The organism is Streptomyces sp. RerS4 (assembly GCF_023515955.1).
Classification (GTDB): domain Bacteria; phylum Actinomycetota; class Actinomycetes; order Streptomycetales; family Streptomycetaceae; genus Streptomyces.
On record NZ_CP097322.1, the window covers coordinates 1,854,725 to 1,869,354 of the forward strand.

Below are 14,630 nucleotides of genomic sequence, written 5' to 3' on the forward strand. Positions count from 1 at the left end.
GAGTGAGGACATACCTGCCACCATGCGTGCCGATCGCGTCTTCGCGTACGGCGTCACGGCGGGCCTGATCGGCGACCGGATCCTCGGGGATCCGCGCCGAGGGCACCCCGTCGCCGCCTTCGGTAGAGCCGCAGCCGCAGTCGAGCGCGCCCTGTGGCGCGACGACCGCGCCCGAGGCGTCCTGCACACCTTGGTGTGCGCCGGGGGCGCGACCGCCGTCGGCGTGCTCGGCGCCCGCGCCGTGCGCTCCCGGCCCGCGGCCGCCCGTATCGCCCTGACCGCCGCCGCCACCTGGGCCGTCGTGGGCGGCACCTCGCTCGGCCGGGAGGCCCGCGCCATCGGCGGCGTGCTGGCCGTCGGGGACGTCGAGGTGGCCCGGGAACGACTCCCCCACCTCTGCGGGCGCGACCCGCAGGCGCTGGACGGCGGGCAGATGGCCCGCGCCGTCGTGGAGTCCGTCGCCGAGAACACCTCCGACGCGGTCGTCGGGGCCCTCGTCTGGGGGGCCGTCGCCGGCGTCCCGGGGCTGCTGGCGTTCCGCGCCGTGAACACCCTGGACGCGATGGTCGGCCACAAGTCCCCCCGCCACCTGCGCTACGGCTGGGCCTCCGCCCGCCTCGACGACCTGGCCGGCTGGCCGGGAGCGCGGCTGACGGCGCTCGCCGCGGTGGTGGCCGGCCCGGACCGTCGGGGGGCGGTCCGGGCCTGGCGCGCGGACGCCGCCGCCCACCCGAGCCCCAACGCCGGCCCGGTCGAGGCCTCGTTCGCCGGGGCCCTCGGCGTACGGCTCGGCGGAACCCTCGCGTACGGCGGACGGGTCGAGCACCGGGCCGTGCTCAACGGAGAGACGGGGCGGCCGGTCGAGGTCGCCGACATCGAACGGGCCGTACGGCTGTCACGGCAGGTGACCTGGCTGGCGCTCGGGGCCTGTGTGGCGGTCCGGACGCTGGTATCGCGTACGTCACGAAGGGGGCGCGCATGAGCGGCGCGAAGCGCGGCGGTGGACTGCTGGTCGCGGGTACGACGTCGGACGCGGGCAAGAGCGTCGTCACGGCGGGCATCTGCCGCTGGCTGGCCCGCGAGGGGGTGAAGGTGGCCCCGTTCAAGGCGCAGAACATGTCGCTGAACTCCTTCGTGACCCTGGAGGGCGCGGAGATCGGCCGGGCGCAGGCCATGCAGGCCCAGGCGGCGCGCGTGGAGCCGACCGCGCTGATGAACCCGGTGCTCCTCAAGCCCGGCAGCGACCACAGCAGCCAGGTGGTGCTGCTCGGCAAGCCGGTCGGGGAGATGAGCGCGCGCGGGTTCTTCGGGGGGTCCGGGGGGTCGTCCCCCGGGAAGGCGCTGCACGGGGGGCGGCGGGAACAGCTGCTGGGCATCGTCACGGACTGCCTGGAGCAGCTGCGGGGCACGTATGACGCCGTGATCTGCGAGGGGGCGGGCAGTCCGGCCGAGATCAACCTGCGCCGGACCGACATCGTGAACATGGGCATCGCGCGGGCCGCGCGGTTCCCGGTGGTCGTGGTCGGGGACATCGACCGGGGCGGCGTCTTCGCGTCCTTCTTCGGGACGACGGCCCTGCTGTCGGCGGAGGACCAGTCGCTGATCGCCGGCTACATGGTGAACAAGTTCCGGGGCGACGTGTCGCTGCTGGAGCCGGGCATGGAGATGCTGCGGGGGCTGACGGGGCGTTCGACGTACGGGGTCCTGCCGTTCCGGCACGGCCTGGGCATCGACGAGGAGGACGGCCTGCGGGTGTCCCTGCGGGGCGCCGTACGGGAATCCGTGGTCGCGCCGCCGGTGGGCGAGGACGTGCTGCGGGTCGCGGTGTGCGCGGTGCCGCTGATGTCGAACTTCACGGACGTCGACGCGCTCGCGGCGGAGCCGGGGGTCGTGGTGCGGTTCGTGGACCGGGCCGAGGAGTTGAGCGACGCGGACCTCGTCGTCGTACCGGGTACGCGCGGAACCGTGAAGGCGCTGGAGTGGCTGCGCGAGCGGGGGCTGGCCGACGCGCTGGCCCGGCGGGCCGCCGAGGGGCGGCCGGTGCTGGGCATCTGCGGTGGTTTCCAGGCGCTGGGCGAGCACATCGAGGACGAGGTCGAGTCGAAGGCGGGGTCCGTGGCCGGGCTCGGGCTGCTGCCGGTGCGGGTGCGCTTCGCGCGGGAGAAGACGCTGGCGCGGCCGGAGGGTTCGGCGCTGGGTGAGCCGGTGACGGGCTACGAGATCCACCACGGGGTGGCCGAGGTGCTGGGCGGGGAGCCGTTCCTGGACGGGTGCCGGGTGGGGGCGGTGTGGGGGACGCACTGGCACGGCTCGCTGGAGTCGGACGGCTTCCGTCGGGCGTTCCTCCGCGAGGTCGCCTCGGCGGCGGGGCGCCGCTTCGTCCCGGCTGCGGACACGTCGTTCTCCGCCCTGCGGGAGGAACAGCTCGACCTGCTGGGCGACCTGATCGCGGAGCACGCGGACACGGACGCGCTCCTGCGCCTCATCGAGACCGGCCCCCCGCCGGGCGCCCCGTTCCTCCCCCCGGGCGCACCGTGAACGCCGCGCCCCTGCGGGGGGCCTGCCCCTGTCTCCGCCCCAGACCCGCCGCATGTGCGGCGCCGTTGCCGGGGGCCGGCCCCCGGACCCCCGCGCGTCAAACGCCGGCGAGGCTGGATTTGCCCTCCGGGCGAACCAGCCCGCCGAGCGCCACCCTCCAGCCCCGCCGGCGCTTGAGGCGCGGGGTCCGGGGCGGAGCCCCGGCTGGGGGTCCCCCCGGACGGAGTCTGGGGGATGGCGAAAGGGCGGGTAGGGGACGGCCCGGCGCAGCGGCAACCCGCAGCGAGCCCACGGGGCACGCCCGGCCCCCGGCCGGCGCCCCCTCCACACCCGAAAGCCCGCGCACGCGCACACGCACCCTTACCCGTAGCCACACAAAGAAAGGCACCGCATGAGCACCCCCTACCCGTTCACCGCAGTGGTCGGCCAGACCGATCTGCGGCTGGCGCTCCTGCTCAACGCCGTGAGCCCGGCGGTCGGCGGTGTGCTCGTGCGCGGTGAGAAGGGCACCGCCAAGTCCACCGCCGTCCGCGCGCTGTCGGCCCTGCTGCCGGCCGTCGACGTGGTCCCCGGCTGCCGGTTCAGCTGCGCGCCCGCCGCGCCGGATCCGGCCTGCCCCGACGGCCCCCACGAGGACGCCCCCGGCACCGCCCGCCCGGCGCGGATGGTCGAACTGCCCGTCGGCGCCTCCGAGGACCGCCTCGTCGGCGCCCTCGACATCGAACGGGCCCTCGCCGAAGGCGTGAAGGCCTTCGAACCCGGCCTGCTCGCCGACGCGCACCGCGGCATCCTCTACGTCGACGAGGTCAACCTCCTCCACGACCACCTGATCGACCTCCTCCTCGACGCCGCCGCCATGGGGGCCTCCTACGTCGAGCGCGAGGGCGTCTCCGTCCGCCACGCCGCCCGCTTCCTGCTCGTCGGCACCATGAACCCCGAGGAGGGCGAGCTGCGCCCGCAGCTCCTCGACCGGTTCGGACTGACCGTCGAGGTGGCGGCCTCCCGCGAGCCCGCCCAGCGCGTCGAGGTGGTGCGCCGCCGGCTGGCGTACGAGGACGATCCGGCCGGTTTCGCGACCCGCTGGGCCGGTGACGAGGCGGACGTACGCGCCCGCGTCGTGTCCGCACGGGCCCTGCTCCCGCAGGTGCGCCTCGGCGACACCGCGCTCCTCCAGATCGCGGCGACCTGCGCCGGCTTCGAGGTCGACGGCATGCGCGCCGACATCGTGATGGCGCGCACCGCCACCGCCCTGGCGGCCTGGGCCGGGCGGACCGACGTCCGCAAGGAGGACGTACGCCAGGCCGCGCTGCTGGCGCTGCCGCACCGGCGCCGCCGCAACCCCTTCGACGCGCCCGGCCTGGACGAGGAGCAGCTCGACCGGATCCTGGACGGCTTCCCCGACGAGGAACCGGAGCCCGAACCGGAGCCCGAGGGCCCCGACGACGGCCCCGAGGGCGGCCCGGACGGTGGCGGCGGGGTTCCCCCGCAGGGCGGCGGACCCGAGGCCCCCGAGCGCGACGGCACCCCGGAGGCGCCCGAGACGCCCGAGGGGCGGCCCCAGGCACCCGAGCCCTCCGCCTCCCCCGCCGGCACGGCCCCCGAACAGGCCGCCGTCCAGGCCGCGGAGCCCTTCCGCACGAAGATGCTCAGCGTGCCCGGCCTCGGCGAGGGCGCGGCCGGGCGGCGTTCGCGGGCCCGTACCGCGCACGGCCGCACCACCGGCGCCCAGCGCCCCCGGGGCCAGCTGACGAAGTTGCACCTCGCGGCCACCGTCCACGCCGCCGCCCCGCACCAGAAGGCGCGCGGACGCAGCGGGCGCGGCCTGGTGGTCCGTAAGGACGATCTGCGCCAGGCCACCCGGGAGGGCCGCGAGGGCAACCTCGTCCTGTTCCTGGTCGACGCCTCCGGCTCGATGGCCGCCCGGCAGCGGATGAGCGCCGTCAAGGGCGCCGTGCTGTCCCTGCTGTTGGACGCCTACCAGCGCCGGGACAAGGTCGGCCTGATCACCTTCCGGGGCGCCGGCGCCGAGCTGGCGCTGCCGCCGACCTCCTCCGTGGACACGGCGGCGGCCCGGCTGGAGCTGCTGCCGACGGGCGGGCGTACGCCGTTGGCCTCCGGCCTGCTCAAGGCTCGCGAGGTCCTGCGCCTGGAACGGCTGCGGGACCCCTCGCGCCGACCTCTGCTCGTGGTCGTCACCGACGGCCGGGCCACCTCAGCCGGCGACTTGGGTGGCGATCCGCGCGAGCTGTCCGGGCGCGGTGCCCGGCTGCTGGCCGCCGACGGGGTCACCTCCGTGGTCGTGGACTGCGAGTCGGGGCCGGTCCGACTGGGTCTGGCCGGGGCGCTGGCCGGTGACCTGGGGGCGCCCGTCGTGACCCTCGACGGGCTGCGGGCCGACTCGTTGGCCGGGCTCGTGAACCACGTACGTACTTCATCCCCGACCCTCAGGAGGGCCGCGTAATGCCTCAGGGACAGCCGTCCGTCGTTCCCGACGACGGACTCACGACGCGTCAGCGCCGCAACCGCCCGCTCGTCTTCGTCCACACCGGACCGGGCAAGGGCAAGTCGACGGCCGCGTTCGGGCTCGCGCTGCGTGCCTGGAACCAGGGTTGGCCGATCGGGGTGTTCCAGTTCGTCAAGTCGGCGAAGTGGAAGGTCGGCGAGGAGAACGCGCTGAAGGTGCTCGGCGCCTCCGGCGAGGGCGGCAGCGTCGTCTGGCACAAGATGGGCGAGGGCTGGTCCTGGGTGCAGCGTGACGCGCAGCTCGACAACGAGCAGGCCGCCAAGGAGGGGTGGGAGCAGGTCAAGCGCGATCTGGCCGCCGAGACGCACCGGCTGTACGTGCTGGACGAGTTCGCCTACCCGATGCACTGGGGCTGGATCGACGTCGACGAGGTCATCGACGTGCTGCGCGACCGTCCCGGGACGCAGCACGTGGTGATCACGGGCCGCAACGCGCCCGAGAAGCTGGTCGAGTTCGCCGACCTGGTCACGGAGATGACCAAGGTCAAGCACCCGATGGACGCGGGCCAGAAGGGCCAGAAGGGCATCGAGTGGTGATGTCGTGCACCGTGCCGCGGCTGGTCATCGCCGCGCCGTCCTCCGGCAGCGGCAAGACCACCGTGGCGACGGGCCTGATGGCGGCCTTCGCGGAGCGCGGCCTCGCCGTGTCCCCGCACAAGGCCGGGCCCGACTACATCGACCCCGGCTACCACGCGCTGGCCACCGGCCGGCCGGGGCGCAACCTGGACGCCTTCATGTGCGGGCCGGAGCTGGTCGCCCCGCTGTTCGCGCACGGCGCGGCGGGGTGTGACCTGGCGGTGGTCGAGGGCGTGATGGGCCTGTACGACGGGGCCGCCGGGCGGGGTGAGCTGGCGTCGACGGCGCAGGTCGCGAAGTTGCTGCGGGCGCCGGTGGTGCTGGTCGTGGACGCGTCGTCGCAGTCGCGGTCGGTGGCGGCGCTGGTGCACGGTTTCGCCTCGTTCGACCCTCAGGTGCGGCTCGGCGGGGTCATCCTCAACAAGGTGGGCTCCGACCGGCACGAGGAGATGCTGCGGGAGGCGCTGGAGGAGGCGGGGACGCCGGTGCTCGGCGTCCTGCGGCGTGCTCCGCAGGTTGCCGCGCCGTCGCGGCACCTGGGGCTGGTGCCGGTGGCGGAGCGGCGGTCGGACGCGTTGGCCTCCGTCGCGGCCCTGGCGGACCAGGTCCGCGCCGGCTGCGACCTCGACGCCCTGATGGCCCTGGCCCGCACGGCCCCGCCGCTGGACTGCGTCGCGTGGTCGCCGGACGGTGCCCTGACGGACACTCGGGGCACCGCCCCGAACCCCGCGCCTCAAACGCCGGCGGCGCTTGGATTGCCCTTCGGGCAGTCCAGCCCGCCGGGCGGACGGCATCAGCCAGAACCAGCCCCGCCGGCGCTTGAGGCGCGGGGGCCCGGGGGCGGGGCCCCCGACGGCGGCGCCGGGCCGAACGGACGGCCCGTCATCGCCGTCGCGGGCGGGGCGGCCTTCACGTTCTCCTACGCCGAGCACGCCGAGCTGCTCGTCGCCGCCGGCGCGGACGTCGTCACCTTCGACCCGCTCCGGGACGAGGCCCTCCCGAAGGGAGCCTCCGGCCTGGTGATCGGCGGCGGGTTCCCCGAGGTGTACGCGCCCGAGCTGTCGGCGAACGAGCCGCTGCGCCGGGCGGTGGCCGCCTTCGCCGGGGCCGGCGGACCGGTGGCGGCGGAGTGCGCGGGGCTGCTGTACCTCGCGCGGTCCCTCGACGGGAAGCCGATGTGCGGGGTCCTGGACGCGGACGCCCGGATGTCGGAGCGGCTCACGCTCGGGTACCGCGAGGCGGTGGCGGTCTCGGACAGCGCGCTCGCCGCGACCGGCACCCGGCTGCGCGGCCACGAGTTCCACCGGACGGTGATCGAACCCGGTGCCGGTACGACCCCCGCGTGGGGGTTCACGCATCCGGAGCGCCGCGTCGAGGGCTTCGTCCAGGGCGGCGTCCACGCCAGCTACCTGCACACGCACTGGGCGGCGGACCCCTCCGTCGCCCGCCGCTTCGTGGCGGCCACGGCGACCGCGGGAGCCACGGCAGCCTCCGCGGCCTCGGCAGCACACCGGTGACCTCACTCCGCGAGGCCCACCACCAGCCAGATCCCGGCCACCCCGCCCACCGTGCACATCAGCGTGGACAGGGCGGGGTGGCGGTGGTGCGCCTCGGGCAGGATCTCCGCCGCCGCCAGGTACAGCAGGGCGCCGCCGAAGAAGCCGAGGTACGCCCCGAGCGGTTCCTTCGGAAGGGTGAACAGCAAGGTGGACGCGGCGCCGACGACGGGCGCCACGGCGTCGGCGAAGAGCATCGCGAGGGCCCGGCGGCGGGCGTTCCCGTACAGGCTGGTGAGCGTGTACGTGTTGAACCCGTCGGCGAAGTCGTGGGTGATGACGGCCAGCGCCACGGCCACGCCCATGCCGCCGCCGACCTGGAAGGCGGCGCCCAGCGCCACCCCGTCGGCGACGCTGTGGCCGACCATCGCGGCGGCCGCGGTGAGCCCGACCTGCGGGACCCGCGCGCCGTTCTCCCCGCCGTGCGCGGCCTGGCGTACGGCCAGGACGCGTTCCACGACGTGGGCGGCCAGGAAGCCGGCGACGAAGAGCAGCAGGGCGAGCGGTACGCCGAGGATCTCGCGGCCCGCGGCGTGCATGGCCTCGGGCAGCAGGTCGAGGCCGACGACGCCGAGCATCAGCCCGCCGGCCAGGCCGAGCACGAGGTGGCGGCGGTCGGTGACGCGTTGCGCCGTCCAGCCGCCCGCCAGCGTCATGAGGAACGCGCCCAGAGCCACGATGACCGCCATGTGCCCCTGCATACAGACTGGCGGGCGGGCGCGCACTTCCGCGCGCGGGTGGCGGACGCCACCGTGTTGACGAGACGGATGACCCTGGAGGGAGGCCCCGGGTGGGCGAGCACGTGACCCGGTTGGTGGTCGGGGTGGGCGGTCGGGCGGGCGTTTCCGTCGCGGAGGTCTGCGCGCTGGTCGAGGAGACCCTGCGGGGTGCCGGGCTGAGCGCCGAGGCGGTGACGGCGCTGGCGACCGTGGCGGCGAAGACCCGGGAGCCGGGTCTCGCGGGTGCGGCGAAACGATTCGGCGTGCCGTTGGTGGGCTATCCCGCCGAGGAGTTGGCCGGCATCCGGGTCCCGCACCCCTCGGGGGTCGTCCGGGACGCGGCCGGGACCGCCTCGGTGGCGGAGGCCGCGGCGCTGGCGGGCGGCGGGGAACTCCTCGTACCCAAGCGGCGTTCGGTGGCGGCGACCTGCGCCGTGGCTTCGGCGCCCGAGCACGACCTGCGCCACCACGGGGACGCGGAGGTGGTGGACGCGGGCGGCGCGCTCGTGGACCTCGCGGTGAACGTACGGTCGAACACGCCGCCGGAGTGGCTGCGGCAGCGGATCGCGGACTGCCTCGGGGACCTCGCCGCGTACCCGGACGGCCGGGCGGCGCGGGCGGCGGTGGCGGCCCGGCACGGGCTGCCGGTCGAGCGGGTGCTGTTGACGGCGGGGGCGGCGGAGGCGTTCGTGCTGATCGCGCGGGCCCTGGGCGCCGTACGGCCGGTCGTGGTGCATCCGCAGTTCACCGAGCCGGAGGCGGCCCTGCGCGACGCGGGCCACCGGGTGGAACGGGTGCTGTTGCGCGCCGAGGACGGCTTCCGGCTGGACCCGGCGGCGGTGCCGCACGACGCGGACCTGGTGGTGGTCGGCAACCCGACGAACCCGACGTCCGTGCTGCACCCGGCGACGACCCTGACCGCGCTGGCCCGGCCCGGCCGGATCCTGGTGGTGGACGAGGCCTTCATGGACGCCGTCCCCGGGGAGCGGGAGGCCCTGGCCGGGCGCCTGGACGTGCCGGGGCTCGTGGTGTTGCGGAGCCTGACCAAGACCTGGGGGCTGGCGGGGCTGCGGATCGGCTACGTCCTGGCCGAGCCGGAGGTGATCGCGAAGCTGGCGGCGGCGCAGCCGCTGTGGCCCGTGTCGACGCCGGCCCTGATCGCGGCGGAGGCGTGCGTGTCGCCGCGGGCGCTGGCCGAGGCGGAGGAGGCGGCGCGGCGCATCGAGGTGGACCGGGAGCACCTGTTGGCCGGGCTCGCGGAGTTCGAGGAGATCACGGCCGTCGGGGCGGCGCGGGGGCCGTTCGTCCTGATCCGCGTCGAGGGCGCGGCGGAGATCCGGACCCGGCTGCGGGCGCTGGGCTTCGCGGTGCGGCGCGGGGACACCTTCCCGGGGCTCGACGCGTCGTGGCTGCGCCTGGCGGTCCGCGACCGGGCGACGACCGGCCGTCTGCTCCAGGCCCTGGACCACGCGCTGGCCCTGACCGCCCGCTGAGGGAAGGGGGCCGGGCGGGCCGGGCGGGCCCGGGTGTCGCGGAACGCGGAGCGTCCGGCGCGTGCCCGACGCCGGCGGGTGCCCGGACGACGCGGCCGGGGACGGGAAACGTCCAGTGCGGCCCGACGCCGGCGGGTGCCCCGGCGACGCCCCCGACGCCGGACACCGCGGAACGCGGAGCGTCCGGCGCGGGCCGACGCCGGCGGGTACCCGTACGGCACGGCCGACGACGGGCGCCCCGGGACGGGGAGCGTTCGGTGGGGCCCGACGTCGGCGGGTGTCCCGGCGACGGGCCGGCGGGCGGGTCGCCCGTACGGGCCGTTTCGTTGCGCGGGCGGCCGTCGCGCACGCCTACGATGACGCCACCGGCCGCGCGACGCGGCGCGACGAGGAGGGGCGGGACGGCATGAAGGCAGCGGCGCGCATAGGCATGGCCCTGGCGGGGGTGGCGGTGGTGGGCGGCGCGGTGTTCGTCGCGCCCCGGCTGCTGGACGGCGCGGCCGGGCCCTCGGCGCAGCAGCGGCTCGGGGCCGAACCGGGCACCTCGCCGGGCGCGTCCGACGGCAAGGGGTCCCCCTTCACCCTCGTGGCGACGGGCGACATCATCCCGTACCCGTCGATCGTCCAGCGCGCGGCGACCGACGCGGGGCGGGCCGGGGAGTACGACTTCCGGAAGATACTCGCCGGGGTCAAACCCCTGGTGTCCGCCGCTGACCTGGCGATATGCCATCACGAGATACCGTACGGGAAGCCGGGCGGCCCCTACACCGGCTATCCCACCTTCAAGGCCCCGCACCAGCTGGCCGACGCCCTGAAGGACGCCGGCTACGACAGCTGCTCCACCGCTTCGAACCACACCCTGGACGACGGCTACGACGGCCTCGTCCGCACCCTGGACCACCTCGACCGGGCCGGCATCCGGCACGTCGGGTCGGCCCGCAACGCCGACGAGGCCAAGGCCCCGGCGCTGCTGACGGCCGGCGGCGCGAAGGTGGCCCAGCTGTCGTACACGTACGGCACGAACGGCATCCCGCTCCCCCAGGGCAAGCCGTGGGCCGTCAACCTCATCGACGCGGACCGGATCATCGCCGACGCCCGCGCCGCCCGCGCCGCGGGCGCCCACGTGGTGGTGCTCAGCATCCACTGGGGCTCCGAGTGGCAGACGGCCCCCGACCAGCAGCAACGTGATCTGTCGCAGGCGTTGACCGCCTCCCGGGGCATGGACGGACTGCCCGACATCGACCTCGTCATCGGCACCCACAACCACGTGCCGCAACCGTACGAGAAGATCAACGGCACGTGGGTGGTGTTCGGGATGGGCGATCAGGTGGCCAGCTTCGTACCGGCCGACAAGCTCCGCGGAAACCAGTCCTCGATCCCCCGCTTCACCTTCGCCCCGTCGGCCTCGCACGCGGGCCGCTGGGAGGTGGTGAAGGCCGAATACCTCACGCAGTACTCGGACATGGGGCCGCCCTTCCGCGTCGTCTGCGCCTCCTGCGCCGAGGGCGACGCCTCCCTGCCGGCGGCCAAGCGCACCGAATACGGCCGGATCGACAAGGAGGTCTCCGCCGCCGTGACGTCACGCGGCGCGGCCGCGTCGGGCCTGGAGCGCGCGACGCGCTGACTCGACGCCGGGCCGTCAGGCCCGGCCGCGGCGGGTCACCACGAGGGCGGCCGCGCCGATGCCGAGGAGGAGCAGCGCGCCGCCGGTGACGTACGGGGTGACCGAACCGGCGCCGGTCTCGGCGAGGTTGGCCTGGGTGACGGAGGTGCCGGAGCCGCCCGAGGTGACCGCGCCGGTCTGCGGCTTGACGTCGGGCTTGGCGTCGGGCTTGGCGTCCGGCTTCGCGGAGGGGCTCGGCGCGGGGCCCTTCGGGGACGCGCAGTGCGCTTCCGCGAGGACGATCTCGCCGTCCACCTGGGCCACGTTCAGGTTCAGCGGGTTGACGGAGACCTTGAGCCGCAGCGCGGCCGCGGCGGCCGTGGTGGAGGTGGTCTCCGTGGCGGACAGCTCCAGGCTGACCAGTCCGACGCCCGGGACCTCGACCTTGCTGGGGCCGCCCGCCGTGAGGGTGACCTTCTTGCCGAGGGCCGTGACGGTGCCGAGGACGTTCGAGGTGGCCACCGGCTTCTTCCCGGCCTCGCAGACGGCCTTGGAGGTGACCTTCTCCACCTCGATGAGCGAGAGGCTCGGCAGGCCCGGCACGTGCACCTTGGCGTGGGCGAGGTTGGCCTCGGCCTCGGCGCGGTTCTTGTCGGCGGTGGCCTTGGAGGTGGCGACGTCCGCCTTCAGCACGCTGACCGGTCGGCCCTGTTCGGCGCCGTCGAGGGTGACGGTCAGGGCCGTCTTCTCGGCCGCGCCGGGGGCGCTGACTTCATTGAGGGTGGCCTTCAGCGGCAGGTGGACGGACTTGTTGAGCAGGCCGACGTCCAGACCGGTCCGCAGGACGACGGCTCCGGACCTGCCCTCGCCCGTGGCCCCGCCGCCGCCCGTGGCGAGGGCGGGCGGGGCGGTGAGCAGGGCGACCGCCCCCGTGGCGAGGAGCGCGGCCGCGGGCAGGCGGAAGGTGTTGCTGTTCAAGGTGGTGGAACCCCCGGAGAGATGGGCGCCGTCGCGCCGCCAATGGGGGACATCGCGCGCGCCGACGGCTTCGACGCTCGAAGTTTTACGCACTGTGGGTGAACGGGCGGGAACCTACGGTTAGTTCACCCCAAAGGGTGGTTTCCACGCGTGTATTCGATTTTTGACGCCCCACGCGCCCCGTGCGTTCCCCGAGCACCTCTCCAACGACCGTTTCAGGCCATTACAACGACGGACGGGACGCCGACGTCACGCCCCGTCAACTCGACGCCCGCCGGCCGTACTCGACACCTACGGCCACCCTGCTCGGCGACCGCTACGCCCGCACCGCCCCGTTCACGACCACCCGCTCCGGCCGCGCCAGGGCCCGTACGTCGGCCCGTGGGTCCTCCGCGTACACCACGAGGTCGGCCGGCGCTCCCTCCACCAGGCCGGGCCGGCCCAGCCAGGAGCGGGCGCCCCAGGTCGTCGCCGAGAGCGCGTCCAGCGGCGGGATCCCGGCCTTCACCAGCTCGGCCACCTCGGCCGCGACGAGCCCGTGCGGCAGGGAACCGCCCGCGTCCGTGCCGACGTAGACGCCGATCCCCGCGTCCCAGGCGGACCGTACGGTGTCGTAGCGCCGCTCGTGCAGCCTGCGCATGTGCGCCGACCAGCGGGGGAACTTCGTCTCGCCGCCGGCCGCCAGCTTCGGGAACGTCGCGATGTTGACGAGGGTCGGGACGATCGCCACCCCGCGCTCCGCGAAGAGCGGGATGGTGTCCTCGGTGAGACCCGTGGCGTGCTCGATGCAGTCGATGCCCGCCTCGACCAGGTCCCGGAGCGAGTCCTCGGCGAAGCAGTGCGCCGTGACGCGGGCCCCGAGGCGGTGGGCCTCGGCGATGGCGGCCTCCACCTCGGCGCGCGGCCAGCAGGCGGTCAGGTCGCCCGCGTCCCGGTCGATCCAGTCGCCGACGAGCTTGACCCAGCCGTCGCCGCGCCGGGCCTCCCGGGCCACGTACGCCACCAGTTCGTCGGGCTCGATCTCGTGCGCGTAGTTGCGGATGTAGCGGCGGGTGCGGGCGATGTGCCGGCCCGCGCGGATGATCTTCGGGAGGTCCTCGCGCCCGTCGATCCAGCGGGTGTCGGACGGCGATCCGGCGTCGCGGATCAGCAGCGTGCCGGCGTCGCGGTCGGCGAGGGCCTGCTGTTCGGCGGTCGCGGCGTCGACCGGCCCGTGCGCGTCCAGGCCCACGTGGCAGTGGGCGTCGACCAGGCCGGGCAGGACCCAGCCGGTGACCGTGGTGACCTCGCGGGCGGCGGTCGGCCGCTCGTAGGAGATCCGGCCACCGACGACCCAGAGTTCGTCGCGCGCCTCGTGGGGCCCGACGAGCACTCGTCCCTTCACATGGAGCACACCGTTGTGATCACTCATATCGGCACCCTACGCGCGCGCCGGATACGCTCACCCGGAGACCCTACGAGGAGAGCACCGCCGTGACCCACCCCCTGCTGGACCTTCCGCCGCTCGACGCCGAGCGTTTCGCCTCGATCGAGCGGGGCGTCGCCGAACTCCTGGGCACCCGGCAGGACGTGGTGATCACCCAGGGCGAGGCGCTGCTGCCGCTGGAGGGCTGCATCCGCTCGGGCGCGCGCCCCGGTTCGGTGGCGCTGAACATCGTGACCGGCCCATACGGGACCACCTTCGGCAATTGGCTGCGCGACGCCGGGGCCGACGTGGTGGACCTGGCGGTCCCCTTCGACACGGCGGTGAGCGGTGAGCGGGTGGCGCGCGCCCTGGCCGAACGCCCGGAGATCGACTTCGTGTCGCTGGTGCACGCCGAGGCCGCCACCGGCAACACGAACCCGGTCGCGGAGATCGGCGAGGCCGTACGGGCCCACGGGGCGCTGTTCATGCTGGACGCGGTGGCCTCCGTCGGCGCCGAGCCGCTGCTGCCGGACGCCTGGGGCGTGGACCTGTGCGTGATCGGCGCGCAGAAGGCGATGGGCGGCCCGGCGGGCGTCTCGGCGGTGTCGGTCTCGGAGCGCGCGTGGGAGCGGTTCGCCGCGAACCCGGCGGCGCCGCGCCGCTCCTACCTGTCCCTGTTGGACTGGAAGGAGCGGTGGATCGACGGCGGGCGCAAGGCGCTGCTGCACGCGCCGGCGCAGCTGGAGATGCTGGCGCTGGAGGCGTGCCTGGAGGGCATCGCGCGGGAGGGTCTGGAGAACGTCCTGGGCCGGCACGCGGTCGCCGCCCGCGCCACGCGGGCGGGCGCGGCGGCGCTCGGTGTCGCGCCGTGGGTCGCCGACCCGGCGCAGGCGGCGCCGGTGGCGACCACGCTGCGGGTCGCGGACGCCTCCACGGTGGTGGCGAAGGCGCTGGCGGCGCGGCCCTCCGCCGCCCTGGCGGCGGGCGGCGGGGCGCTGGCCGGGGAGATGGTCCGGGTCAACCACTACGGCTCGGCGGCCGCGCCCGAGGCGGTCGAGGACGCGCTGCGCGCCCTCGCCTCGGCCCTGGGCGCCGACCCGGCCCCGGCCCTCGCGGCGGCGTCGGCGGCCTGGCGGTAGGAGGCGGCGGGCGCGGGTCGGCGTACCAGGGACCACACGGGCAGCGCGGGGGCGCGTCGGCGCGTCGGCGCGTCGGCGCGTTGGCGCGTTGGCGCGTTGG

11 protein-coding genes are annotated in these 14,630 nt (G+C 75.5%); 8 read left to right on the top strand and 3 right to left on the bottom strand.

From position 1 onward, the window contains the following. Positions 1-22 precede the first annotated feature (22 nt). The 5 genes from M4D82_RS08520 to M4D82_RS08540 all read left to right on the top strand — a co-directional run bounded on the left by M4D82_RS08520 (position 23) and on the right by M4D82_RS08540 (position 7,154). Entirely contained in the window at positions 23-982 is a 960-nt protein-coding gene (locus M4D82_RS08520; protein ID WP_249765455.1) for a cobalamin biosynthesis protein, read from the top strand. After that, positions 979-2,538 carry a cobyric acid synthase gene (locus tag M4D82_RS08525; RefSeq protein ID WP_249765456.1) on the top strand — a complete coding sequence of 520 codons (1,560 nt, stop codon included), beginning with the start codon at positions 979-981 and terminating at the stop codon, positions 2,536-2,538. Before M4D82_RS08520 ends, M4D82_RS08525 begins: the two co-directional genes overlap by 4 nt. Positions 2,539-2,929: 391 nt before the next feature. After that, on the top strand, positions 2,930-4,999 hold the full coding sequence (locus tag M4D82_RS08530) for a putative cobaltochelatase (RefSeq protein WP_249765457.1): 2,070 nt from the start codon (positions 2,930-2,932) through the stop codon (positions 4,997-4,999). Then, positions 4,999-5,598 (top strand): cob(I)yrinic acid a,c-diamide adenosyltransferase, encoded by a 600-nt coding sequence (gene cobO / locus M4D82_RS08535; RefSeq protein WP_249765458.1) that lies wholly within the window; start codon positions 4,999-5,001, stop codon positions 5,596-5,598. Before M4D82_RS08530 ends, cobO begins: the two co-directional genes overlap by 1 nt. Continuing rightward, positions 5,598-7,154 (top strand): cobyrinic acid a,c-diamide synthase CobB, encoded by a 1,557-nt coding sequence (locus M4D82_RS08540; RefSeq protein WP_249765459.1) that lies wholly within the window; start codon positions 5,598-5,600, stop codon positions 7,152-7,154. Before cobO ends, M4D82_RS08540 begins: the two co-directional genes overlap by 1 nt. A 2-nt stretch (positions 7,155-7,156) precedes the next feature. On the opposite strand, the gene M4D82_RS08545 is transcribed toward M4D82_RS08540, so the two are convergent. Then, positions 7,157-7,882, bottom strand: coding sequence for a ZIP family metal transporter (locus tag M4D82_RS08545; protein ID WP_249765460.1), 726 nt, complete (start codon positions 7,880-7,882; stop codon positions 7,157-7,159). Positions 7,883-7,995: 113 nt separating this feature from the next. Between M4D82_RS08545 and cobC the strand changes: the two genes are divergently transcribed. Next, entirely contained in the window at positions 7,996-9,405 is a 1,410-nt protein-coding gene (gene cobC, locus M4D82_RS08550) for an Rv2231c family histidinol phosphate aminotransferase CobC (protein WP_249771599.1), read from the top strand. Positions 9,406-9,811: 406 nt separating this feature from the next. Next, complete coding sequence (locus M4D82_RS08555; protein ID WP_502989055.1) at positions 9,812-11,029, top strand: CapA family protein; 1,218 nt, start codon at positions 9,812-9,814, stop codon at positions 11,027-11,029. Positions 11,030-11,044: 15 nt separating this feature from the next. Here the strand turns inward: M4D82_RS08555 and M4D82_RS08560 are convergent, their stop codons facing one another. After that, positions 11,045-11,986 (bottom strand): SCO1860 family LAETG-anchored protein, encoded by a 942-nt coding sequence (locus M4D82_RS08560; protein ID WP_249765462.1) that lies wholly within the window; start codon positions 11,984-11,986, stop codon positions 11,045-11,047. A 316-nt stretch (positions 11,987-12,302) separates the two neighbouring features. Continuing rightward, entirely contained in the window at positions 12,303-13,397 is a 1,095-nt protein-coding gene (locus M4D82_RS08565; protein ID WP_249765463.1) for an amidohydrolase family protein, read from the bottom strand. A 62-nt stretch (positions 13,398-13,459) separates the two neighbouring features. Here M4D82_RS08565 and M4D82_RS08570 point away from each other — a divergent pair, with 62 nt between their 5' ends. Beyond that, a complete protein-coding gene (locus tag M4D82_RS08570; protein ID WP_249765464.1) occupies positions 13,460-14,530 on the top strand; it encodes a pyridoxal-phosphate-dependent aminotransferase family protein in 1,071 nt (356 codons plus the stop codon). Positions 14,531-14,630 lie beyond the last annotated feature (100 nt).

Bases quoted from the DNA above. Each gene is read 5' to 3' on its own strand.
- M4D82_RS08520 (WP_249765455.1), top strand. From the start codon at position 23: ATGCGTGCCGATCGCGTCTTCGCGTACGGCGTCACGGCGGGCCTGATC.
- M4D82_RS08525 (WP_249765456.1), top strand. From the start codon at position 979: ATGAGCGGCGCGAAGCGCGGCGGTGGACTGCTGGTCGCGGGTACGACG.
- M4D82_RS08530 (WP_249765457.1), top strand. From the start codon at position 2,930: ATGAGCACCCCCTACCCGTTCACCGCAGTGGTCGGCCAGACCGATCTG.
- cobO (WP_249765458.1), top strand. From the start codon at position 4,999: ATGCCTCAGGGACAGCCGTCCGTCGTTCCCGACGACGGACTCACGACG.
- M4D82_RS08540 (WP_249765459.1), top strand. From the start codon at position 5,598: ATGTCGTGCACCGTGCCGCGGCTGGTCATCGCCGCGCCGTCCTCCGGC.
- M4D82_RS08545 (WP_249765460.1), bottom strand. From the start codon at position 7,882: ATGGCGGTCATCGTGGCTCTGGGCGCGTTCCTCATGACGCTGGCGGGC.
- M4D82_RS08555 (WP_502989055.1), top strand. From the start codon at position 9,812: ATGAAGGCAGCGGCGCGCATAGGCATGGCCCTGGCGGGGGTGGCGGTG.
- M4D82_RS08565 (WP_249765463.1), bottom strand. From the start codon at position 13,397: ATGAGTGATCACAACGGTGTGCTCCATGTGAAGGGACGAGTGCTCGTC.